Source organism: Gemella sp., assembly GCF_057272915.1.
In genome coordinates, this window is the sequence record NZ_DBHIUF010000003.1 from 1 (window position 1) to 21,218 (window position 21,218).

Sequence of the window (21,218 nt, forward strand, 5' to 3'; positions counted from 1 at the left end):
GTCGAATGTAGTTGGGCTTACGCCCTGTGAGACTAGAACGTTGCCAGGCTTTTGATATGGAGGTTTAGCTCAGCTGGGAGAGCACTTGCCTTACAAGCAAGGGGTCAGCGGTTCGATCCCGTTAACCTCCACCATTTATGCCGGCCTAGCTCAGTTGGTAGAGCAACTGACTTGTAATCAGTAGGTCGGGGGTTCAAGTCCTCTGGCCGGCACCATTTAAATTTAGAGCCATTAGCTCAGTTGGTAGAGCATTTGACTTTTAATCAAAGGGTCGAAGGTTCGAGTCCTTCATGGCTCACCATTCTTTTGCGGGTGTGGCGGAATTGGCAGACGCACTAGACTTAGGATCTAGCGCCTCACGGCGTGGGGGTTCGACTCCCTTCACCCGCACCATTTCTAGATATTCGCGAAAGTAGTTCAGGGGTAGAACATCACCTTGCCAAGGTGAGGGTCGCGGGTTCAAATCCCGTCTTTCGCTCCAATAGTTAATATAGTGCCGGGGTGGCGGAACTGGCAGACGCACAGGACTTAAAATCCTGCGGTAGCAATACCGTACCGGTTCGATTCCGGTCCTCGGCACCATTATATTAGCGCCCATAGCTCAATTGGATAGAGCGTTTGACTACGGATCAAAAGGTTAGGGGTTCGACTCCTCTTGGGCGCGCCATTTAAAATCACGGGAAGTAGCTCAGCTTGGTAGAGCACTTGGTTTGGGACCAAGGGGTCGCAGGTTCGAATCCTGTCTTCCCGACCATTGAAAAAGTATATAAACATTATTAATATGGGGCCTTAGCTCAGCTGGGAGAGCGCCTGCTTTGCACGCAGGAGGTCAGCGGTTCGATCCCGCTAGGCTCCACCATTTTAAATAATGAATTTAGCCTTTATTGGCGGCGTAGCTCAGCTGGCTAGAGCGTACGGTTCATACCCGTAAGGTCGGGGGTTCGATCCCCTCTGCCGCCACCAATAATAGTTAGTGAATTCACAGGAACACGGACTCTTAGCTCAGTTGGTTAGAGCTATCGGCTCATAACCGATCGGTCGCAGGTTCGAGTCCTGCAGAGTCCACCATTAATTAAGGAGGAATACCCAAGTCCGGCTGAAGGGATCGGTCTTGAAAACCGACAGGAGTGTAAAAGCTCGCAGGGGTTCGAATCCCCTTTCCTCCTCCATTTTTATTATCGCGGGATGGAGCAGTCTGGCAGCTCGTTGGGCTCATAACCCAAAGGTCGATGGTTCAAATCCATCTCCCGCAATTTTTAATACTAGGTCCCGTGGTGTAGCGGTTATCACGCCTGCCTGTCACGCAGGAGATCGCGGGTTCGATTCCCGTCGGGACCGCCATTTTTTTATGTAAAAATTAAATAATGCCTCGATAGCTCAGTTGGTAGAGCAATGGATTGAAGCTCCATGTGTCGGCAGTTCGACTCTGTCTCGAGGCACCATGTTGCCGGCCTAGCTCAGTTGGTAGAGCAACTGACTTGTAATCAGTAGGTCGGGGGTTCAAGTCCTCTGGCCGGCATTTTTTTATATTTAGGGAAGATAGCGAAGAGGCTAAACGCGGCGGACTGTAAATCCGCTCCTTCGGGTTCAGTGGTTCGAATCCACTTCTTCCCACCATTCTTAGGGACGTAGTTTAACGGTAGAACAAAGGTCTCCAAAACCTTTGGTGTGGGTTCGATTCCTGCCGTCCCTGTACAAGGTGTAATCATTTATGGTTACACTTTTTTTATTGTCTTTAATATAATATCTACTTTGTTCCGGAAATATTCTTTCAAAGTACTAATTTAATAGCCTTATGAGATAGTATATATCGGGAAATATTTTTGACAAAAGTTTTTAAATATGATATTGTATAAGTGTAGAAAAGGTTCTAGGAGGTAAAATATGACAGAAAGTGTAAAACCATTTAGTAAGCTATATGATTTAACACAAAGAGCAGAGAAAGTGGGGATTTCAGATGATGATGTACTCAGAGAGATTTTAGTTGAGAAGATTGTACCGAATAAATATCAACCACGAAGAGAGTTTACAGAAGAGAAGATACAAGAACTAGCTGAATCAATTAAACAAAATGGGTTACTTCAATCTATTACTGTACGTGATATAGGAGATGGCTTCTATGAGCTTATCGCAGGAGAACGTCGTCTTAGAGCTATCAAATATTTGCAGTATGTAAAAACAAAAGCCATAGTCAAAGAGTTAACGGACGAGCAAATGGCTACCCTTGCATTAATTGAAAATATTCAGAGGGAAGAATTAACACCAATTGAAGAGGCGTATGCTTATCAGGAATTACTGCAAATAAATAAACTTACACAAGATGAGCTAGCTAAATCCTTAGGGAAAACACAAGCAACTGTAGCAAATAAACTTCGTTTATTAAAGCTCAGTAAAAAGGTTATAGATGCTATTAATACTAAGAAAATTACTGAACGTCATGGTCGTGCTATGGTAAAATTAGATGCTTCTGCTCAAGAGAAATTATTAGTTCAGATTTTATCACAGAATTTGAATGTTTCTCAAACTGAAGAAAAGATTGATACGTATCTAAAAATAAAAAAAGATATAAAAGTTTTCAATACTGGAGTTAATTATGATGGTCAGAAAGTTATTGCTAAACTTACAAAAGAAATAGCAAAATTAGAAGAAAAATATAATGTTAGTCTTAATAAAGAAGAAGAAGAAAATATGGATAGTGTGGTTATTAAAGTTACTGTTCCACGCTTTGCCAAAAATGAGGTAAAAGATGAAAATATTAGCGATATGTAATCAAAAAGGTGGAGTAGGAAAAACGACTACTTCAATAAATTTAGCAGCTTCTTTAGCTCATCTTAAAAAGAAAGTACTATTAATTGATACAGATCCACAGGCGAATGCCACAAGTGGTGTTGGTGTAGATAAAGCAGCTATAAGTCAGTCAATCTATAATATCCTTGTAGATGAAGTTAATATTAATGATGTAATAATTAAAACAGCTTATGAAAATCTTGATATTGTGCCTTCTAGTATTGCATTAGCAGGTGCAGAAGTTGAGCTTGTTTCAGCAATTAGTCGTGAGCAACGCATGAAAAATGCAATATCTGAAATTAAAGAAGAGTATGATTATGTAGTAATCGATTGTCCTCCATCTTTAGGTCTTATTACGTTAAATTCACTAACTGCAGCTGATGGAGTAGTAATCCCCGTACAGACGGAATATTATGCCTTAGAAGGCCTTAGTCAGCTTATGAATACATTTAATATAGTAAGAAAACATCTTAATTCTAAATTGGATATTTTTGGGGTATTACTTACTATGACTGATAGCAGAACAAATATATCTAATCAAGTAGCAGAACAAGTAAGAGAGCATTTCAAAGACAAAGCATTCGAAACAGTTATTTCAAGAACTGTACGTCTAAGCGAAGCGCCAAGTTTTGGTGAACCAATTATTGAATATGCAAAAAATTCTAACGGAGCAAAACAATATTTATCTCTAGCTAAAGAGGTGATTGAACGTGGTTAAGAAATTAGGTAAAGGTTTAGGACGTGGACTTGATGCTATTTTTGCTACAGAAAATGTTGAGTTAGTTACAGATAATGATAAAATAGTGGGAATTGCACTTGATGAGATTAAAAAGAATCCATATCAACCACGTACTTATTTTAATGAAGAAAAATTAAATGAATTAAAAGAATCTATCGAAAAAAATGGTTTATTACAACCTATTATCGTAAAAAAAGCTGTAAAAGGTTATTATATTATAGCAGGTGAGCGTCGTTATAGAGCTTTTGAACTATTAGGCAGAAAAGAGATCCCTTCTATTGTTAAAGAGATGACAGATGAAGAAATGATGGTCTTTGCAGTGTTAGAAAACTTACAACGTGAAGATTTATCTGCTTTAGAAGAGTCAGAAAGCTATAAAAATCTGATGGACAAAATGTCATTAACCCAAGAAGAATTGGCTAAGAAACTTGGGAAAAGTAGACCGTATATAGCAAATAGTTTACGACTATTAAAGTTACCAACAGAAATTAAAAATAAACTTGAGCAAGGGGTTATAAGTACGGCTCATGCGAGAACGTTACTTGCATTAAAAACTAAAAAAGCTATGGAAGATGTCTGTACTTTAGTAATTGAAAGAAAGATGTCTGTTCGTGAGTTAGAAGAATATGTAACGAAGTTATTGAAACCAAAAGAGGTTAAGAAACCTAAGGTTAAGGATATTTTTATAGAAGAACAAGAAAATATTCTTAAAAAACGTCTTGGAACAGCGGTAACGATTAAACAAGGTCGTAATAAAAAAGGTAAGATTGAAATTGAGTTCAAAGATAATGATGAATTTGAACGTATTATTTCATTATTCAAGGAAGAATAATTATGAATTTTGTTGAAAAAATACACGCTATAATTAAGAATACTGATTTATTAATTACAGTTTTAGAGAAAATATTATTAATTTTATGTATTTTTGTTGTTGCTTCAATAGTTGTTCGTATATTTAGTGGAATTACTGATTACATAATGACACCGAGAGATAATACTAATAAAAAATTTAATATCAAGTTTAATGAGAAAAGATCAGAAACATTGAACAAACTTGTTAAAAGTGCAGTTCGTTATACAATATACTTTATTGCATTTTTCCAAGTTTTATCAATCTTAGGAGTTAATACTACGAGTATTGTGGCTAGTGCTGGTATTGCATCAGTTGCGATTGGATTTGGTGCACAGAGTTTAGTTAAAGATATTATATCTGGCTTTTTTATCATCCTTGAAGGTCAATTTGATGTAGGTGATAATGTCAAGATTTATAATCAAGCTGCATTTATCGCTGGAGGTTATGTAATGTCACTTGGATTACGTTCTACGAAAATTCGTTCTAAAGATGGTGAAGTATACTTCATTCCGAATGGAACGATTAATCAGGTTGTAAATTATTCGTTAATGTACAATTTAGCATTAGTAGAACTACCAATTAAGATTGATGAGTCTATTGAAAAAATTGAAGAGAGAGTTAATAAAGTAATAGGCAATGCTAATAACTCTAAAGAATATCATGATTTATTATATAAAAATGATAAATTACACATCGATTATATAGAAAAAATCGCAGATAATGTTGTTACGATACATGTTATTGGAAAAGCTAAAGTCGGAAAGAAAAATGATATTGAAACGAGATTAAGACGTGATTTCTATAAAGAGTTTAAATCTTCATTAACATCAAATGAAGAAAAATAGGAGGTTGGATTATGGAATATGAATTAAATGACATAGTTGAAATGAAAAAACAACACCCTTGTGGCACAAATAGATGGCAAATTACACGTATGGGGGCAGATATAAAGATAAAATGCCTAAAGTGTGATAATAACATAATGATGCCAAGACGTGAGTTTAACAAAAAAATTAAAAAAATAGTTGAAAAAAATTCATAATATGAAAAAGCTAGTGAATCTTTAAATAGAATCACTAGCTTTTATGTTTATTTATTAAATCGCTTTGCTACTTTAGAACTGATAAAGACAAAAGCTAAAACAATAATTATTCCGTATAAGAATTCCACGCTTCCGATATTGTTTAGAGTTGTACCAAAGTGTAGCCAAATCATTTTTCCAGGAATCAGTCCTATAATATTACCGATGAAATATTTTTTAAATGATATTCTAGTTAGACCATATGAGTAACAGATAACACTGTTTGGAAGAACAGGAATTAATCTATAGATTATTAGAAATATTGTTAGTTTATTTTCACTTATATTGAAAATTGTATCATATTGTTTTTTCGATAGTTTTTTAGCTAAGTATTTTTCAACGTAGTCACTTGCGAAGTATCTTGAGATAAGAAACATCACACTAGTATAGATTATCGATGAAATTATCGAAAGGATAAAACCATGAGTAAAACCAAATAAATAACCACCAATTGCAGAGAATATCCCTGGTGGGAATAAAAATATTGGTAATACAGATGCTAGTATTAAAAAGACTATAGGTGCAAAGCTACCAAATTGTGCTATAAAATCTTGCATAGTTCCTCCTTCTGATAAAATAATATTCTTATTATATCATAAAGCTAGGGAAATAAGCGAATAAAAACTAAAAGAGAGTGACTCAAAAATCGTGATTTCTTAAGAGAAACAAGATTTTGTCGAGTCTCCCCCGCACAGTTTATTAGATACCTAAAAAGCTTTTAAAAAGTAAATTTAGATATCAATAAATCACTGCGTCTATGAGTTATCGTATACACTTTTTTAAAATTTAGGACTTTTAGGTCAATCCTCGTAATATATTTTACATATCAAAATATTTTTTGTAAAGTACGTACTTTTTTAATAGTTAGTATCTTTTTATATACCAATAGATAAAATTAATGATTATTAACAAAATATTTTCAAATAGCATAATATTAAATGATAAGTTTCGTGTTTTATGTTATAATAGTTAAGTTGAGTAGGCAAGGCCTAAGTAATATAAGAAATTAATGAAGAAAAGGAGTGATTAATACTATGGCATTAACAGCCGGAATAGTAGGATTACCAAACGTAGGAAAAAGTACACTTTTTAACGCAATTACAAAAGCAGGAGCATTAGCGGCGAACTATCCTTTCGCAACAATTGATCCAAACGTAGGAATTGTAGAGGTACCAGACCACAGATTAAATAAATTAACAGAATTAGTAGAACCTAAAAAAACAGTACCAACATCATTCGAATTTACAGACATTGCTGGTATCGTAAAAGGTGCATCTAAAGGAGAAGGACTAGGAAATAAATTCTTAAGTCACATTCGTGAAGTAGATGCAATTTGTCAAGTTGTTAGATGTTTTGAAGATGAAAACATTACCCACGTTGCTGGTGGAGTAGATCCATTATACGATATCGAAGTTATTAACTTAGAGTTAATCTTAGCAGACTTAGAAAGCGTTGAAAAACGTATCGGACGTGTTGAAAAACAAGCAAAACAAAAAGATAAAGATGCTGTTGCAGAATTTGCAGTACTTTCTAAAGTACGTGATATTCTTAAAGAAGAAAAACCAGCTAGACTTTTAGAATTAGATAAAGAAGAGCAAAAAATCGCAAAAGGATTACATTTATTAACGATGAAACCTATGCTTTATGTTGCTAACGTAAGTGAAGATGATTTACTAGACGTTGATTCTAACAAACACGTAGCAAGCGTGCGTGAATTTGCTGCAAGTGAAGGAAGCCAAGTAATCGTAGTTTGTGCAAAAATCGAAGAAGAAATGGCTTCGTTAGAAGATGAAGAAAAAGCAATGTTCCTTGAAGAGTTAGGAATCGATGAAAGTGGATTAGATAAATTAATCAAAGCAAGTTACAGTCTTCTAGGATTAGCAACATACTTCACAGCTGGTGTCCAAGAAGTACGTGCATGGACATTCAAAAAAGGTATGTTAGCTCCTGAATGTGCCGGAATTATCCACTCTGATTTCGAACGAGGATTTATCCGTGCTGAAACTGTAAGCTATGATGACTTAGTTGAATACGGAAGTATGCCAAAAGCTAAAGAAGCTGGTCGTGTACGTCTTGAAGGTAAAGAATACGAAGTAAAAGACGGCGACATCATGTTATTCAGATTCAATGTATAATATTTAATAAAATTCTATATTTTCTCATTACATGGGAAGATATAGAATTTTTATATTCTCTATAAAATATGATATAATTATTTTTATATAAAAGAGGTGATTTGACGATGTTAAGATTTTTCCATAATCCTCTGCTTATAGCGAAATTAGCGGAGTATGATTATTTAATTAAAGGAAATAAGAAACAGAGTACAGTAGAATATAAAATAAAAAGAATTATAAAAGATATAACTGGGAAAACATTTGAAGATATTGAAGTATATAATAGTGGAATATCAATTCCAAAGATTACGAAAAATGGATTTCAAGCGACAGCAATCTATATACCAGAACTTAAAGAACTTCTTGTTATTTATAGAGGTAGTGAGAGTGAAGACATTAGCGATTGGTTTTATAATTATACAGGAATAGTCTCTGGTGAAAACACTAGCCAGATTGATTCAGCCTGTCACTTTAATAAATTTTTAAAAAGAAAGATTCTAGACTTTGATGTGTGCTATAAAGTTGCAGCTGGCCATTCTCTTGGTGGTCATTTAGCTATCACCGTAGAACTACTTAAGAAAATATACCAGCGAGTTTATACATTCAATACAGCATTACCACAGTTGAAACAATTAAGAAAATATGATAAAAAATATAATAAAAAATTAGAAGAGTATTTTTTAGAAAAAGATTTAGAAGCGACTAATAAACTCCAAGAATTCACTTCTAATTATTATGCAAAAAATGCTCATCATATATATAATTTTGTAAGAAAAAATGATTTTATTCAATCATTAAATATGACGGTAGGGACATTTCATGTAGGAAAAACTATAGAATTTCCCGCGCTAATTAAGAATTTTGTAGCACCTGAAGAGTATCTGACAGAAGAAGATACGTATGAATTAGATAAAATTTTCTGTGATTTTTATAATAGATTATTGGAGAAAAATATTACTCCCGATAATGTTGTAGAGAATCAAAAACAGGTAACAGATGAATTTATAGGATTATTGATTGAAAAAATTAAAAATCCAATTCAACAACAAATCAGTAATTTCTCTTATAAGAAAGGAATAAAAGCATCTAGTGAAGTAGGAATTACAGATTCATATAGGACATTTAAGGCTGTTTATAATTACTTATTGTACTTGGCGCATGCAGGTATTATACCTGATGATGTAATAAATTGTACTGATAGTAAAAAAGCTACAACTCTTTATGAGAAGTTAATGAGTGATGTAAATAAATCAAATCTTAAGAATTTATTAAAACCATTACAGGAGTTTTATACATTAACTAAAGTTATTTATACTGTAACTCATGCAAATGGTTTAGATGATGTAGGAAATTGGGGAAAAATAGCAAAAGCGCACGATCTTCCAGCTTTATACGATGCGTTAGGAGAGTAAGACCCGCTTAAATAATAAAAATAAATAAAAAAGAGGATTGAACTTTATATGTTCAATCCTCTTTTTTTGTTATTCTTCGTCTTCCTCTGTAATAACAGTTGGTTTTAAGATTGGAGGAGGAGTTTCAGTAATTGTTACTGTACGCTCTTCTTTCTCTTCTTTCTCTTCTTTTTTATCCTTTTTGTCTTTGTCGTCTTTCTTCTCTTCTTTTTGAACAGGTTTTGTTACAACGACTTTTGAAGGATCGCTAAATGAAATACCCTTATCGATATTATAACCAAACTTCGCTAATGTTTTTTCTTTAGAAAGTTCTTTAAAGCCATTTGGAACTATATCTTTTGTACCACCTTTTGCATTGTTATAACCGTTGATACTTGCATCAACAACTGAGCTAGGTCGGCTAAAGGCAGTATCTGGTGCGATTAAGTTTTTATCAAGTGCGTAAATGGCATTCATAACTGCAACCCAGCTTCTTTGAGCATAGTCATAACTTGGTACTTTTGCTGGACTATCGTATCCATTCCATAGACCAACAGTTATTTTTGTAGAACCACCAACAACCCATAGGTCATTATAATACTCAGAAGTCCCTGTTTTTACAAATAAGTTTTTAGAATTGAATTTAAGTTTACTTGGCATATCATGAGATAAACCGTAGCTCTTATTGATTACGTCCCCAAGCATATTGACGATTAGATAACTTGTAGATTCTTCAAATACTTTAACTGGAGAGAAATCAGCTTTATAAACTAGTTCTCCATCGTTATTTTCTATTTCTTCGATAATATGTGCTTTTTTATGTTCACCTTTATTTGCAAAAGTAGAAAAGGCACTAGTATTCTCAGTAACAGATAGACCATATGTCATACCACCAATGGCAGTAGCTAAGTAAGTTTTATCACTTTCTGTAAGGCCTTCAACACCCATTTTCTCTAGGTAATTTGTGACAGGATCCTCTTTATAAAATGCAGAGTATAGCCTTACGGTAGGTAAGTTAAGAGATCTAGCTAAAGCTTCTCTAGCAGGTAGATATCCACGCTCAGACATGTCATAGTTCTCAGGTTTCCAACCATAGTGGTTAAATCTCTTATCTAAAACTGTTGAGTTAGGAGTAATGTAACCTTTATCGATAGCTGGTCCATAAACTAATAGTGGTTTGATTGTAGAACCTGGTGAACGACGAGTTCTTGTAGCGTGGTTAAGTTGTTGTTTTTTGTAGTCCATACCACCGATAAACGCTAATACTTTACCAGTACTGTTTTCAATGACCGATGCTCCAATTTCTAATGGATAAACAACACCACCCTGAGTGTACGTTGGATAAGAAGCGAATTGTTTTTTCGTTTCTTGAAGAGTATCGTAAAGTTTTTTATCAAGTGTAGTTTTTACTTTATAACCACCAGTTATGAATTTAATTCTGCTTTTTTCAATTAAATCATTTCTATATTCTGCATTGTTTTTGAATGTTTCTTCTTTATGATTTTTAGCAGCGGTTTGCTCGGCTAATATTTCTGCAACTGAACTAGTAACTTCGTCACGAATAAAAGGATAATCTGTGTATTCAGAATATTTTTGTTTTGTGAATGCACCTTTAATATCGAATTTTTTTGCTTCTTCGAGTTGCGCTTTAGTTATAAAATTATTTGAAAGCATACGCTCTAATACATATTGTTGTCGTTCAAATCCAGCTTGAAGTTCTTCATTTGATCTAATATTTCCAGCTGAATCAAATGGTGTGTACTTGTATGGTGATTGGACAAAACCTACAAGATATGCAGCTTGAGCTATGTTTAAATCTTTAGAGTGAACACCAAAAACTCCCTGTGCTGCAGTTTCGATTCCACTGATGTTTTGCCCTAAACTATTTTTTCCAAATGGTGCAACATTTAGGTAATTTTCAAGGATTTCATTTTTAGAAAAATGACTATCTACACGAAGTGCCAGTAATATTTCTTTTGCTTTTCTTTCATAAGATCTTGAATTATCAAGAAGTTGGTTTTTTACTAATTGCTGAGTTATAGTACTACCACCTGTTGTTTTTGCTCCTGTTACTTCACTAAGAGAGGCACGCATAATAGCGAAGATGTCAACCCCATTGTTTGAATAAAAGTTTGAATCTTCACTTGCAATTATCGCATTTTTTACATTATCACCTAATTCATCATAAGAAACAGTTCTTCTAATTAGTTCGGAATTAATAGTACCTAATTTCTCTCCACTTCCGAAGTAAACCTCACTGTTTTTACTAATATTATTAATTTGATCTTTCATTTCTTTTTGAGTTAAGACAGGTTGATCTTTAACTAAGCCACCCACATAACCAATAGCAAGCCCCGCACTTAGACTAAGTAGAAGTCCAGTTGAAAGAAGGAGGGATTGCGTTATAGAAGTTAGTATCTTCTTGTTTTTCATTGAAATCTCCTTAGATTGCATACTATAACCTTTATTATATCATAATTTTACAGGAAAAACTAAATTATATGCTAGGGGTGTGGAGGATATATAGTTAATTTTTAGAGTAAGGAGCGTGCCCAAAAATTCCAAATTTCAGAAAAAGTTTGTATAAGAACTCATAGACGCAGAGGCTTATTGATATCTAAATTCGCTTCATAAAAGCTCCTTATATATATAATAAATCACTGCGGAAGGTGACTCGACAAATCGATTTATCCAAAATTTCGATTTTTGAGTCATTCCCATATTTTTAATTAGAAGTTAGGTTAGGGGAGTTGTTTGTTTTTAATGATAGATTCTAGTTTTTTCTATAGAAATTTCCCTAAGAATTTATTAGTTTGTTTTTAAAATATAAGAAAAATATAAAACAAAAAATAAAAATATGATATAATTGAGATAAGTGTATTAAAATTGTTATGGAGGTATTTTAATGAGTAAATTATTAGAAGATTTAAAATATAGAGATTTAGTTTATCAACAAACAGATGAAGAAGGAATTAAAGAATTATTAGAAAAAGAAAGTGTATCAATCTACTGTGGCACAGATCCAACTGGTAATTCATTACACATAGGGCACTTACTACCATTTTTAACATTAAAAAGATTTCAACAGCATGGGCATAAACCTGTTATTTTAGTAGGTGGAGGAACTGGTATTATCGGAGACCCATCAGGAAGAAGCGAAGAGCGTCAATTACAAAGCCTTGAAGTAATTGAAGATAATGCTCGTCGTCTTGAAGCACAACTTCGTAATATTTTCCGTGGAGATGACAATATCGAATTCGTAAATAACCGTGACTGGTTAGGAAAACTTTCTATGATCGAATTTTTACGTGACTATGGAAAATTAGTAAACATCAACTATTTACTAGCGAAGGATTCAATTTCAAGCCGTCTAGATAACGGATTATCATTTACAGAATTTAGTTATACTATACTACAAGGTATTGACTATGCATACTTAAATGAATACCACAATGTTAAATTACAAATTGGTGGTTCAGACCAATGGGGTAACATTACTACTGGTCTAGAAATCATGAGAAAACTTCGTGGGGATGTTGAAGCATACGGATTTACTATTCCATTGATGCTTAAATCTGATGGAACTAAATTTGGTAAATCTACAGGTGGAGCAGTATGGTTAGACCCAGAACAAACGACACCTTATGAATTCTACCAATTCTGGTTCAACACTGCGGATACAGAAGTAGTACCAGCTCTTAAGAAATTCACATTCTTAGAAAAAGATCAAATTGAAGCGTTAAAAGAAAGCTCAGAAAAAGAACCACACTTACGTCTTGCTCAAAAAGCATTAGCTGAAGAAATGGTGAAAATTGTTCATGGTGAAAAAGCATTAGAAAGTGCATTAAACATTACAAAAGCATTATTCTCAGGAAACATTAAAGAACTAACTCACGATGAATTAAAAGCAGCTGTTAAAGGAATGCCGAAATCTGAATTAGAGAAAAAAGAATACAATATCGTAGATTTCCTAGTTGAAAGTAATTTAGTTCAATCAAAACGTCAAGCTCGTGAAGATGTAAATAATGGAGCTGTTTATGTGAACGGGGATAAAATTACAGATTTAGACTATGTTGTAGATACTAAAGACAGATTAGAAGATGGATTTACAGTACTTAGACGTGGTAAGAAGAAATATCTATTAGTAGAATATAAATAATTTAAAAGTAACATATACATAAAGAGGGGAACCGAAATGAATCTAAAAGAAGTTGTTGGTAAAAAGGCTGTAGAATATGTAAAAGATGGTACGATCGTTGGTTTAGGGACAGGTTCGACTGTATTCTATTTTGTTCATGCGCTAGCTGATAAAGTAAAAGAAGGTTTGAATGTTGAAATGGTATCAACTTCTATTCAAACTGTGGAATTAGCTAAAAGTCTTGGTCTTACAATCAAAGAACTAGAAGAAATTGATCATATTGACCTTGCTGTTGATGGTGTAGATGAAATCGATAAGAACTTCAATGCGATAAAAGGTGGAGGAGCAGCGTTATTTAGAGAAAAAATAGTTGCCGATATTGCTCGTGAAGTAATCTGGATTTATGATGAGAGTAAAGATGTAGAAAAACTTGGTAACTTCAACCTACCTGTAGAGATATTGCCATTTGGTTATAGTCATACTATAAGAAAAATGGAAGAAGTGGGACTAAAACCAGTGTTAAGATTAAAAGATGGAGCTACTCTTATAACTGACAACAATAATTATATTGTAGATTTACACTTAGGTTACGGATTTGATATTAAAGCTGTAAAAGAAAAACTAGAAAGTATAGTTGGAGTAGTAGAGCATGGTTTATTTTTAAACATGTGCAAACTATGTATTAAAGGAACAGAACAGGGAGCTGTAATTATAGAAAATCCAAATAATTAAGGGTGTGAAGGAAAGTTATGAGGAAGAGTTATTTAAGAGGGACAAGGTTAAAAATATTCTTGGCTATAATCTTGGTTTTTGTTAGTTTAATCGCCATTAGAGCTTCGTATAATAGCTACACAAAATCTGCTGAAACGTTATATACTGAAGGTGATCAATTCACAGGGAATTATTCTGGATTTACTTATATTAAATTAGAGGCTCTTGAAGAACTGGATATAGTAGACGAAAAACTAGCTAACGATGAAAAATTTTATATGGTTCAACACGAACATGGTTTTGTAATATTAAAGGCTACACAAGAAGATATTAAGAAATTAATTCAAAGTAGTGATGTTCCAGAGGGTAAAATAATAAATCTGAAAGATAAAAATATTTATTCTCGTATTGATGTAATAGGAGAAAAAGGAAGTAAAGGAAGAACTAATATTTCTTCTGAATTGTTATACAAATTTCAGGCTGTTGAAAAACATAGTTCTTTGATTAACGATAGAATATCAGATGTAGTTAAAGAATTTGAAACAAACAGAGCAACAGCTAATTTTAAAAGTAGATTACAAGAAAAACCTTTTATTTTTAATGTTTATATAAAAGTACCTGGTAATTTATATTATTTAAGCATTTATGGCTTGACTGTAGTTGTAGTTTTGGCTACATTATTTTTAATTAGATCTATAATAAAAGGTATTAGAAAGTCTAGAATTGAATATGAAGAGTTATTTATTGAATATCTAGAGACAGAGTATGATATAGATATTTTATTGAGAGAAGCAAAATATATAAATAAAAATTTAAAAGTTTTGATATATAAAGATGCATTAATATTCTATGATGGGGTCTTTAATTTTGAACTATTATCAGGATTTTCGAAGATTACTTTTAGCGATGTGAGAGATTCGAAAAATATAATTGTTGGCTATACAGCGATGATTCATAGATATTTTGAATCAAATGAAGTAATAAGAATGTGTTCACATTATAATGGTGCAATAGCAGATATTACTGAATTAGGAAAAACATTAAAAGAGAAATACGGAAAAGAAGTAGAATATGATTTTTAAGAATAAGGAAGAGGTGTAAGAAATGGAAACATTAAAAGATAGAGTGATAGAAGCATTAGAAAATGTAATAGACCCTGAGCTTGGTATCGATATTATGAATTTAGGATTAGTGTATGATGTTAAGATGAGTGACGATAATAAGCATGCAATCGTTGATATGACGCTAACATCAATGGGATGCCCTCTAGCACCGATTATCATCGAACAAGTTGAGACAGCGATGTTAGGTGTTGATGAGATAGAATCAGTAGACGTCAACATAGTATGGGAACCGGCTTGGACAAAAGATAGAATGTCACGTTATGCTAAGATTGCTCTTGGAGTAATAGATTACGAATAGAATATAAATATAAAAAGCAATTTCAAAATTGAATCTAAGAAAAATTTTGAAGTTGCTTTTTTAATATTATTTATAGAAAATGGATAGAGAAATTTATAAAAAAATTGTTATTAGAGTAGAATGAAATATATTAAATATGTTATAATTAAAAAGACATTAAAAAAGAGTATGAAAGGAGGAACTATGTACAGAGGAGAAAGACCTAAAAAGGGCGATGTAGTAAAAATAATAGCATATAAACATGATGGTTCAATACATAGAATTTGGCATAAAAATGTTGTGCTAGAAGCGGATGAACAAGTTCTAATTTTAGCTAACAATAGAACACTTGTCACAGAAAATGATGGAAGAACCTGGGTCACTAAAGAAGTAGCTTTAGTATATTTTCATAATGAATGCTGGTTTAACATAATTTGTATGTTTAGGGAAGATGGGGTACATTATTATTCTAATTTAAGTAGTCCATTTGCATATGATGTAGATGGAGTGAAATACATAGATTATGATTTAGATATAAAGAAATATCCTGATGGAAAGTATTTCTTACTTGATGAAGACGAATATAATCAGAATAAAGTTCGCTATAAATATGGAGAAAAAATAGATAAAATTTTGAAATATAACGTGAATAAACTTCAAGAATGGATTGATAAAAATCAAGGAGCGCTTGCACCAGATTTTGCAGATGTGTGGTTAGAAAATTATGAAAAAATAATGGGTGAAGATCAAAATGTTACAAGGAAAATTTAGTGTAGAAGTAAGACATGACGAGATTTCAGAAAAAATAGGATTACAACTGAAGGACTTTCTATTATCGAGTAAAATGATAGAAGATAAGGAAAATCCTGATTATGTTTTTGCGATTGGTGGAGATGGGACTGTACTTCGTACTTTTAATAAATATATGGATAAGTTAGATACGGTAAAATTTTTATCAATTCATACAGGGCATTTAGGGTTTTATACAGATTATTCTGCACAAAACTATGAAAAAATATTCTTTGATATGTTAGCGTTAACTCCAAAGATTGAAGAATATCCATTGTTAAGAGTAAAAGCATATTGCTCTAATGGAGATTTGGTTTCTGATTATTATTCTTTAAATGAAGTGACTGTAAACAATCATACAGGAGTAACTTATGCGGCGAAAGTTTATATTAATGGTGTTCACTTTGAAAGTTTTAGAGGGGATGGTTTATGTATAAGTACGCCGACAGGTTCTACAGCTTATAATAAGAGCTTAGGTGGTGCTGTAATTCATCCGCAATTACCATTGTATCAGGTAACAGAAATTGCAGCTTTAAATAATCTTGTTTATAGAACACTAGGGAATCCATTAATCTTATCTCAAAATGATGAGCTTATGATTAAACCTATGAGACCGGAAAATCATCGTATTACAGTAGATCACATGCATTATAATTATGATAGTGTAGCCAAAATAAAAATAACTTTAGCAAAGGATAAAAAGGTTTCTTTTATTCGTTATAATGAAGATAGCTTTTGGCAACGAGTGAAGAGATCATTTATAAAAAATGACTAATATTATTTTAAAATATACAATTCGAGAAGAACAAGTTTTAAGGGAGTTTCTATTAGCGAATAATATTTCCAGAAAAACTTTAACAAGAATAAAGTTTGATAGTGATGGGAGTATAAAGGTAAATGGTAGAGAAGAGAATGTTAGATATCTTTTGAAGATAAATGACATTATAGAGATTACTTTACCTAGTGAAAATTTTAGTGAAGTTGTTAGATTTATAGATAAGCCTATTGATATTGTTTATGAGGATCCTTACTTCTTAATTGTAAATAAAGAGATTAATTTACCCTCAATACCATCTAGAAATCTTGAGGATGAGTCACTTCTTGAGAGAGTAAATTATTATTTTAAAAAGAAAAAGATTAATACAATTCCTCATATTGTTACACGTCTAGATAAAAACACTTCGGGATTGGTATTAATTGCCAAACACAGACATGTTCATGCATTGTTTAGTAATATGGAGATAGATAAGTATTATACTGCCTTGGTAAATGGAAAAGTAAAAAATAACGAAATTATTGAAGCGCCTATCCGACGAGTAAGTTCTAGCATTATAGAACGAGAAGTAGGTGAAGGTGGAGAATTCGCTAAGACTGAATACTGGTTAGAAGAGTATATTTCAGACAAAGATATCAGTGTTGTCAAACTAAAACTTTACACAGGTAGAACGCACCAGATAAGGGTACATATGAAATATAGAGGCTATTCACTCCTTGGCGATGGATTGTATGGTGGAGATATGAGATTAATACCCCGTCAATCGCTTCATTGTAGCAACTTAGCATTTATCCATCCTATAACTGACGAGATGATAAATGTTAGAGTAGATTTGCCTAATGATATGACTAATGTTATTATAAACAAATAAAAACTCGAGGTATGGAGAAAATTTTTTCATGCCTCGAGTTTGTTATATTAACAAATTTCGTAAAGATATAAATTATCAAATTTTGATTAACATAAAGAATGTACAGAGTTTTATTTACGCTCTCTGATTTGACTTCAGTATAGTAATTAAGTTTAATCTCTTAAATCTGTTTAGTTAAATCTATCATCTCAAGAAGACCTTGGGCGCAATCGCTACCTTTGTTTCCTGCTTTTGATCCCGCTCTTTCAATAGCTTGATCGATGTCTTCAGTAGTTATTACTCCGAACATAACAGGGATATCACTATTAAGACTAATGTGACCAACACCTTTTGCAACTTCATTACAAACTAGGTCATAGTGACTAGTACTTCCACGAATAACACTTCCTAATGTAATAACGCCATCGTATTTATTTGTAGCTACTAATTTTTTAGTGATAAATGGAATTTCAAAAGCTCCTGGAACCCAGTAAACATCGATATTTTCTTCTTTTACTTCGTTTCTAATAAGTGTGTCTTTAGCTCCACCTAATAATTTAGAAGTAATAAATTCGTTAAAGCGAGCTACTACAATCGCTACTTTAATATCTTTTCCTATAAATTTTCCTTCAAATGTTGTCATAATAATATTCTCCTTATATATCTAATAAATGATTAAATTTAATTTTTTTTGTTTGTAAATAGTATTTATTTTCTTTTTGTGGTTTTATATTTATTGGAACACGGTCTACTACATTTATTCCTAAAGAACTTAGTTGTTCTACTTTATCAGGATTATTTGTAAGAAGTTTTACCGATTTAATACCTAAGTAATCAAGTATGTCCACGGCTATAGTATAATCCCTTTCATCGGGAGCGAATCCTAGCTGTACATTAGCTTCGTAAGTATCAACCCCTTGCTCTTGCAGTTGATAGGCAAGAAGTTTATTTCTTAATCCTATTCCACGTCCTTCTTGTCGTAGATAGAGAACAGCCCCACGACCTAAGTCGGAAATTTTTTGAAGTGCTGCATGTAGTTGTTCACCGCAGTCACATCTATGAGAAGTGAAGACATCTCCAGTTAAACACTCTGAGTGAACTCGTATTAATAATGGTTCTTCAGAAGTTAAATCACCTTTGCTAATAATTAGGTGTTCTTTATTAAATTCGTCTTCGAACAGCTGTAAATCAAAATCTCCAAATTCTGTTGGTAACTTTACTTTCACGCTGTCGTTAAATGACAAAAAACGTGTTAACTCATCTAAATCCACGACTGTTAAATTCCATTTTTTAGCGAATTCATACAAGTCATCTCTTCTAGCCATAGTTCCATCTTCATTCATAATTTCACAGATATATGTAGCTTCTGTACTATTAGCTAATCTTGCTAAATCTAAACTTGCTTCTGTGTGTCCGCGACGAACTTTAATTCCACCATCACGACCGATAAGTGGGAACATATGACCAGGTCTATTGAAATCCTCTGGTTTAGAATTCGGATTTGCTAATTCTTTTATGGTTGTTGCTCTTTCAAAAGCTGATATTCCCGTAGTTGATGTTTTATGGTCAACGCTAACTGTAAACGCAGTCTGGTGTGGATCTGTATTTTTATCTAACATAGAGTGTAGATTTAATCTTTTTGCAATCTCAGTTGAAACTGGTGCGCAAATTAAACCACGTGCATGTTTTGCCATAAAGTTAACAGTTTCACCAGTAACTAGTTCAGCTATTCCTACTAAATCTCCTTCAGCTTCTCTGTCATCATCATCAATAAGAACGATTAATTTTCCAGCTTTTAAATCTTCTATTGCTTGTCTTACGTTATTAATCATTAAACTTTCCTCCAAATAGTTTTAATTGAGCTTTAATATATTTCGCTAGTATATCTGTTTCTATATTTACACTATCACCAATTTTTAATTTTTCTAAGTTTGTATGCTTAGCTGTATGTGGAATTAGCGACACTGTAAATTTGTTGTTATCACAAGTTACTACTGTTAAACTTATCCCATTAATAGTAATCGAACCTTGGTTTATAATTTCACCTTGGAATTTACCTGGATAAGAAAAAGTAAGTAGAATGGCATTTTCATCTTTTTGCCTTGCTGCTAACTGTGCTAAACCATCACTATGTCCCGAAACAATATGACCTTCAAATCTGTCTGAATGTCCCATTGCAGGTTCTAAGTTCACAGCATCATTTATTTTTAAATCTTTAAATGTGGTTCTTTTATAAGTCTCTGGCATAATATCTACAGTGAACTGCGATGAACTTTTTTGAACACATGTTAGACATACGCCGTTTACCGCCATACTATCACCAATTTTGTATGTTTCTAGTAAATTCTTACTTGCTTGAATAGTCAGTTTTATACTATGACTAGATTTAATAATTTTTACTATTTTACCTTGCTCTTTTATTAATCCTGTAAACATTGAGAAACTCTCCTTCCTGAGATACGTATATCTTCACCAAGTTTAGTAATCTTAGTATCGTGAAGTTGTATTTTTTCATTTGTTATCCTATTGCTAGTGAATGATGAAATGTTATTTCCACCCAAAAGAGTAGGGGAGACATAGGTTATGACTTCATCCCAATAACCGCTAGCTAAAAATTGATCATGAATGCTCGGTCCACCTTCAACATAAACTGATTGAATACCGAGTTTTCCGATTTCTGATAAAATTTCTTTTATGCTGAATTCTTTAGGTTTAATGAGAGTCACATGTGAGGGTAAGTTTTCGTGTTTAACTTTTGTAAAAATTATAACTTCAGATGAACTATTATTAAATAAATTAAGATTACTCTTTTCAAAGATAGACCCCTCAGCATCTAGTACAATTCTTTTTGGTGGGAAAAGGGATGTATTAGCACCAAGTAATGTAGGATTGTCTATTAACACAGTTTTTGCGCCTACGAGAATTACTTGATAATTATCTCTTTCACTTCTGACAAAATCATAGACTTCTTTACCGGTAATTTGAGTTCTTTCGTTGGTAAAGGCTAGTTTTCCATCGAGACTAGTGGCTTGTTTTAAAACTATATAAGGTCTTTTTTTACTATGAAATAGATTATAAGCGTAGTTTAAATTGTAAGCCTCTTTTTCAAGGATACCGGTTATTACTTCTATACCATTATCTTGCAAATATTTAATTCCTTTTCCGCTAACAATAGGATTAGGATCTAATTGAGCAACAACTACCTTAGAGATACCCATTTCTACGATAGCATCTGTACAAGGTGGTTGTTTACCTTTATGATTACAAGGTTCTAAAGTGACGTAAAGTGTTGAATTAAATAATTTTTCAGGAGTTTCGCAAGTAGAAATTGCATTTTTTTCAGCGTGTTCACACCCATAGCGAAGATGCGAACCCCGTGCTATAATTTCATTATCTTTCACAATAATTGCTCCTACCAAAGGGTTAGTATGTGTGTATTTAGCACCACGCTTAGCTTCAAGAAGTGCAAGTTTCATAAAATATTCATGCATATTATCAACTCCTTTCTAAATAATAAAAATCCCAATTACATTTGAAGTTCAAATTTAATCGGGATTGATGGTTAGTTTTATATTCGGTTAATAGA

At 32.8% G+C, this 21,218-nt stretch carries 20 protein-coding genes and 18 tRNA genes; 32 read left to right on the plus strand and 6 right to left on the minus strand.

Annotation, left to right across the window (positions count from 1 at the left end; translation table 11 throughout):
* Nucleotides 1–58: 58 nt before the first annotated feature.
* The 23 genes from ACO6OL_RS01740 to ACO6OL_RS01850 all read left to right on the plus strand — a co-directional run bounded on the left by ACO6OL_RS01740 (nucleotide 59) and on the right by ACO6OL_RS01850 (nucleotide 5,421).
* Nucleotides 59–134 (plus strand) — tRNA-Val (locus ACO6OL_RS01740).
* Between the two features lie 5 nt (nucleotides 135–139).
* Nucleotides 140–215: transfer RNA gene (locus ACO6OL_RS01745), tRNA-Thr, on the plus strand.
* A 10-nt stretch (nucleotides 216–225) separates the two neighbouring features.
* A tRNA-Lys gene (locus ACO6OL_RS01750) sits at nucleotides 226–301 on the plus strand.
* Nucleotides 302–308: 7 nt separating this feature from the next.
* Nucleotides 309–393, plus strand: a tRNA-Leu gene (locus ACO6OL_RS01755).
* A gap of 13 nt (nucleotides 394–406) precedes the next feature.
* Nucleotides 407–481, plus strand: a tRNA-Gly gene (locus ACO6OL_RS01760).
* Nucleotides 482–495: 14 nt separating this feature from the next.
* Nucleotides 496–582 (plus strand) — tRNA-Leu (locus tag ACO6OL_RS01765).
* A gap of 8 nt (nucleotides 583–590) precedes the next feature.
* A tRNA-Arg gene (locus tag ACO6OL_RS01770) sits at nucleotides 591–667 on the plus strand.
* Nucleotides 668–677: 10 nt separating this feature from the next.
* A tRNA-Pro gene (locus tag ACO6OL_RS01775) sits at nucleotides 678–754 on the plus strand.
* Between the two features lie 29 nt (nucleotides 755–783).
* Nucleotides 784–859 (plus strand) — tRNA-Ala (locus tag ACO6OL_RS01780).
* 27 nt (nucleotides 860–886) lie between these two features.
* Nucleotides 887–963, plus strand: a tRNA-Met gene (locus ACO6OL_RS01785).
* A gap of 28 nt (nucleotides 964–991) precedes the next feature.
* Nucleotides 992–1,068: transfer RNA gene (locus ACO6OL_RS01790), tRNA-Ile, on the plus strand.
* 8 nt (nucleotides 1,069–1,076) lie between these two features.
* A tRNA-Ser gene (locus tag ACO6OL_RS01795) sits at nucleotides 1,077–1,169 on the plus strand.
* Nucleotides 1,170–1,179: 10 nt separating this feature from the next.
* Nucleotides 1,180–1,253: transfer RNA gene (locus tag ACO6OL_RS01800), tRNA-Met, on the plus strand.
* 12 nt (nucleotides 1,254–1,265) lie between these two features.
* Nucleotides 1,266–1,341 (plus strand) — tRNA-Asp (locus ACO6OL_RS01805).
* 25 nt (nucleotides 1,342–1,366) lie between these two features.
* A tRNA-Phe gene (locus ACO6OL_RS01810) sits at nucleotides 1,367–1,442 on the plus strand.
* Nucleotides 1,443–1,446: 4 nt separating this feature from the next.
* Nucleotides 1,447–1,519 (plus strand) — tRNA-Thr (locus tag ACO6OL_RS01815).
* Nucleotides 1,520–1,533: 14 nt separating this feature from the next.
* Nucleotides 1,534–1,617: transfer RNA gene (locus ACO6OL_RS01820), tRNA-Tyr, on the plus strand.
* A gap of 5 nt (nucleotides 1,618–1,622) precedes the next feature.
* Nucleotides 1,623–1,693 (plus strand) — tRNA-Trp (locus tag ACO6OL_RS01825).
* Nucleotides 1,694–1,884: 191 nt separating this feature from the next.
* On the plus strand, nucleotides 1,885–2,769 hold the full coding sequence (locus ACO6OL_RS01830) for a ParB/RepB/Spo0J family partition protein (RefSeq protein WP_314161093.1): 885 nt from the start codon (nucleotides 1,885–1,887) through the stop codon (nucleotides 2,767–2,769).
* Nucleotides 2,747–3,505: a ParA family protein gene (locus tag ACO6OL_RS01835; protein ID WP_314161094.1), complete on the plus strand. Its 759-nt coding sequence runs from the start codon at nucleotides 2,747–2,749 to the stop codon at nucleotides 3,503–3,505. The genes ACO6OL_RS01830 and ACO6OL_RS01835 overlap by 23 nt, the downstream gene beginning before the upstream one ends.
* Entirely contained in the window at nucleotides 3,498–4,358 is an 861-nt protein-coding gene (locus tag ACO6OL_RS01840; protein WP_314161095.1) for a ParB/RepB/Spo0J family partition protein, read from the plus strand. The genes ACO6OL_RS01835 and ACO6OL_RS01840 overlap by 8 nt, the downstream gene beginning before the upstream one ends.
* Nucleotides 4,359–4,360: 2 nt before the next feature.
* A complete protein-coding gene (locus tag ACO6OL_RS01845) occupies nucleotides 4,361–5,224 on the plus strand; it encodes a mechanosensitive ion channel family protein (RefSeq protein ID WP_485501923.1) in 864 nt (287 codons plus the stop codon).
* A gap of 11 nt (nucleotides 5,225–5,235) precedes the next feature.
* Entirely contained in the window at nucleotides 5,236–5,421 is a 186-nt protein-coding gene (locus ACO6OL_RS01850; RefSeq protein ID WP_003143961.1) for a DUF951 domain-containing protein, read from the plus strand.
* Between the two features lie 47 nt (nucleotides 5,422–5,468).
* On the opposite strand, the gene ACO6OL_RS01855 is transcribed toward ACO6OL_RS01850, so the two are convergent.
* Complete coding sequence (locus tag ACO6OL_RS01855; RefSeq protein ID WP_485501924.1) at nucleotides 5,469–6,017, minus strand: TVP38/TMEM64 family protein; 549 nt, start codon at nucleotides 6,015–6,017, stop codon at nucleotides 5,469–5,471.
* A 477-nt stretch (nucleotides 6,018–6,494) separates the two neighbouring features.
* Between ACO6OL_RS01855 and ychF the strand changes: the two genes are divergently transcribed.
* Together ychF and ACO6OL_RS01865 are read left to right on the plus strand one after the other, a co-directional pair.
* Nucleotides 6,495–7,595, plus strand: coding sequence for a redox-regulated ATPase YchF (gene ychF / locus ACO6OL_RS01860; RefSeq protein ID WP_314086613.1), 1,101 nt, complete (start codon nucleotides 6,495–6,497; stop codon nucleotides 7,593–7,595).
* Between the two features lie 107 nt (nucleotides 7,596–7,702).
* Entirely contained in the window at nucleotides 7,703–8,989 is a 1,287-nt protein-coding gene (locus ACO6OL_RS01865) for a DUF6792 domain-containing protein (RefSeq protein ID WP_485501925.1), read from the plus strand.
* A 69-nt stretch (nucleotides 8,990–9,058) separates the two neighbouring features.
* Here the strand turns inward: ACO6OL_RS01865 and ACO6OL_RS01870 are convergent, their stop codons facing one another.
* Nucleotides 9,059–11,401, minus strand: coding sequence for a transglycosylase domain-containing protein (locus tag ACO6OL_RS01870; protein ID WP_485501926.1), 2,343 nt, complete (start codon nucleotides 11,399–11,401; stop codon nucleotides 9,059–9,061).
* Between the two features lie 472 nt (nucleotides 11,402–11,873).
* On the opposite strand from ACO6OL_RS01870, the gene tyrS reads away from it, so the two are divergent.
* From tyrS to ACO6OL_RS01905, 7 genes are all read left to right on the plus strand, one after another.
* Nucleotides 11,874–13,127, plus strand: a complete 1,254-nt coding sequence (gene tyrS / locus ACO6OL_RS01875; protein WP_485501927.1) for a tyrosine--tRNA ligase — start codon at nucleotides 11,874–11,876, stop codon at nucleotides 13,125–13,127.
* A gap of 36 nt (nucleotides 13,128–13,163) precedes the next feature.
* A complete protein-coding gene (rpiA, locus tag ACO6OL_RS01880) occupies nucleotides 13,164–13,838 on the plus strand; it encodes a ribose-5-phosphate isomerase RpiA (protein WP_485501928.1) in 675 nt (224 codons plus the stop codon).
* A gap of 17 nt (nucleotides 13,839–13,855) precedes the next feature.
* Nucleotides 13,856–14,899, plus strand: coding sequence for a hypothetical protein (locus ACO6OL_RS01885; protein WP_485501929.1), 1,044 nt, complete (start codon nucleotides 13,856–13,858; stop codon nucleotides 14,897–14,899).
* A gap of 22 nt (nucleotides 14,900–14,921) precedes the next feature.
* A complete protein-coding gene (locus ACO6OL_RS01890; RefSeq protein WP_314396046.1) occupies nucleotides 14,922–15,239 on the plus strand; it encodes a metal-sulfur cluster assembly factor in 318 nt (105 codons plus the stop codon).
* 183 nt (nucleotides 15,240–15,422) lie between these two features.
* Entirely contained in the window at nucleotides 15,423–15,989 is a 567-nt protein-coding gene (locus ACO6OL_RS01895; RefSeq protein ID WP_314396044.1) for a DUF402 domain-containing protein, read from the plus strand.
* Nucleotides 15,970–16,782, plus strand: coding sequence for an NAD kinase (locus tag ACO6OL_RS01900; protein ID WP_314160475.1), 813 nt, complete (start codon nucleotides 15,970–15,972; stop codon nucleotides 16,780–16,782). Before ACO6OL_RS01895 ends, ACO6OL_RS01900 begins: the two co-directional genes overlap by 20 nt.
* Complete coding sequence (locus ACO6OL_RS01905; protein ID WP_314160476.1) at nucleotides 16,775–17,653, plus strand: RluA family pseudouridine synthase; 879 nt, start codon at nucleotides 16,775–16,777, stop codon at nucleotides 17,651–17,653. The genes ACO6OL_RS01900 and ACO6OL_RS01905 overlap by 8 nt, the downstream gene beginning before the upstream one ends.
* Before the next feature lie 160 nt (nucleotides 17,654–17,813).
* On the opposite strand, the gene ribH is transcribed toward ACO6OL_RS01905, so the two are convergent.
* From ribH to ribD, 4 genes are read right to left on the minus strand one after another with little or no spacing between them, the layout of a single operon-like run.
* Nucleotides 17,814–18,275, minus strand: coding sequence for a 6,7-dimethyl-8-ribityllumazine synthase (gene ribH, locus ACO6OL_RS01910; RefSeq protein WP_004263049.1), 462 nt, complete (start codon nucleotides 18,273–18,275; stop codon nucleotides 17,814–17,816).
* 13 nt (nucleotides 18,276–18,288) lie between these two features.
* On the minus strand, nucleotides 18,289–19,464 hold the full coding sequence (gene ribA, locus ACO6OL_RS01915) for a GTP cyclohydrolase II (RefSeq protein WP_314160478.1): 1,176 nt from the start codon (nucleotides 19,462–19,464) through the stop codon (nucleotides 18,289–18,291).
* Complete coding sequence (locus ACO6OL_RS01920; RefSeq protein ID WP_314160479.1) at nucleotides 19,457–20,068, minus strand: riboflavin synthase; 612 nt, start codon at nucleotides 20,066–20,068, stop codon at nucleotides 19,457–19,459. The genes ribA and ACO6OL_RS01920 overlap by 8 nt, the downstream gene beginning before the upstream one ends.
* Nucleotides 20,053–21,123, minus strand: a complete 1,071-nt coding sequence (ribD, locus tag ACO6OL_RS01925; RefSeq protein WP_485501930.1) for a bifunctional diaminohydroxyphosphoribosylaminopyrimidine deaminase/5-amino-6-(5-phosphoribosylamino)uracil reductase RibD — start codon at nucleotides 21,121–21,123, stop codon at nucleotides 20,053–20,055. The genes ACO6OL_RS01920 and ribD overlap by 16 nt, the downstream gene beginning before the upstream one ends.
* Nucleotides 21,124–21,218 lie beyond the last annotated feature (95 nt).

Excerpts from the sequence above, each read along its gene's own strand:
- ACO6OL_RS01885 (WP_485501929.1), top strand. The coding sequence starts at position 13,856 with ATGAGGAAGAGTTATTTAAGAGGGACAAGGTTAAAAATATTCTTGGCT.
- ACO6OL_RS01890 (WP_314396046.1), top strand. The coding sequence starts at position 14,922 with ATGGAAACATTAAAAGATAGAGTGATAGAAGCATTAGAAAATGTAATA.
- rpiA (WP_485501928.1), top strand. The coding sequence starts at position 13,164 with ATGAATCTAAAAGAAGTTGTTGGTAAAAAGGCTGTAGAATATGTAAAA.
- ACO6OL_RS01900 (WP_314160475.1), top strand. The coding sequence starts at position 15,970 with ATGTTACAAGGAAAATTTAGTGTAGAAGTAAGACATGACGAGATTTCA.
- ACO6OL_RS01905 (WP_314160476.1), top strand. The coding sequence starts at position 16,775 with ATGACTAATATTATTTTAAAATATACAATTCGAGAAGAACAAGTTTTA.
- ychF (WP_314086613.1), top strand. The coding sequence starts at position 6,495 with ATGGCATTAACAGCCGGAATAGTAGGATTACCAAACGTAGGAAAAAGT.
- ribH (WP_004263049.1), bottom strand. The coding sequence starts at position 18,275 with ATGACAACATTTGAAGGAAAATTTATAGGAAAAGATATTAAAGTAGCG.
- ribA (WP_314160478.1), bottom strand. The coding sequence starts at position 19,464 with ATGATTAATAACGTAAGACAAGCAATAGAAGATTTAAAAGCTGGAAAA.
- ACO6OL_RS01830 (WP_314161093.1), top strand. The coding sequence starts at position 1,885 with ATGACAGAAAGTGTAAAACCATTTAGTAAGCTATATGATTTAACACAA.
- ACO6OL_RS01870 (WP_485501926.1), bottom strand. The coding sequence starts at position 11,401 with ATGAAAAACAAGAAGATACTAACTTCTATAACGCAATCCCTCCTTCTT.
- ACO6OL_RS01850 (WP_003143961.1), top strand. The coding sequence starts at position 5,236 with ATGGAATATGAATTAAATGACATAGTTGAAATGAAAAAACAACACCCT.
- ribD (WP_485501930.1), bottom strand. The coding sequence starts at position 21,123 with ATGCATGAATATTTTATGAAACTTGCACTTCTTGAAGCTAAGCGTGGT.
- ACO6OL_RS01855 (WP_485501924.1), bottom strand. The coding sequence starts at position 6,017 with ATGCAAGATTTTATAGCACAATTTGGTAGCTTTGCACCTATAGTCTTT.
- ACO6OL_RS01895 (WP_314396044.1), top strand. The coding sequence starts at position 15,423 with ATGTACAGAGGAGAAAGACCTAAAAAGGGCGATGTAGTAAAAATAATA.
- ACO6OL_RS01865 (WP_485501925.1), top strand. The coding sequence starts at position 7,703 with ATGTTAAGATTTTTCCATAATCCTCTGCTTATAGCGAAATTAGCGGAG.
- ACO6OL_RS01920 (WP_314160479.1), bottom strand. The coding sequence starts at position 20,068 with ATGTTTACAGGATTAATAAAAGAGCAAGGTAAAATAGTAAAAATTATT.
- tyrS (WP_485501927.1), top strand. The coding sequence starts at position 11,874 with ATGAGTAAATTATTAGAAGATTTAAAATATAGAGATTTAGTTTATCAA.
- ACO6OL_RS01835 (WP_314161094.1), top strand. The coding sequence starts at position 2,747 with ATGAAAATATTAGCGATATGTAATCAAAAAGGTGGAGTAGGAAAAACG.
- ACO6OL_RS01845 (WP_485501923.1), top strand. The coding sequence starts at position 4,361 with ATGAATTTTGTTGAAAAAATACACGCTATAATTAAGAATACTGATTTA.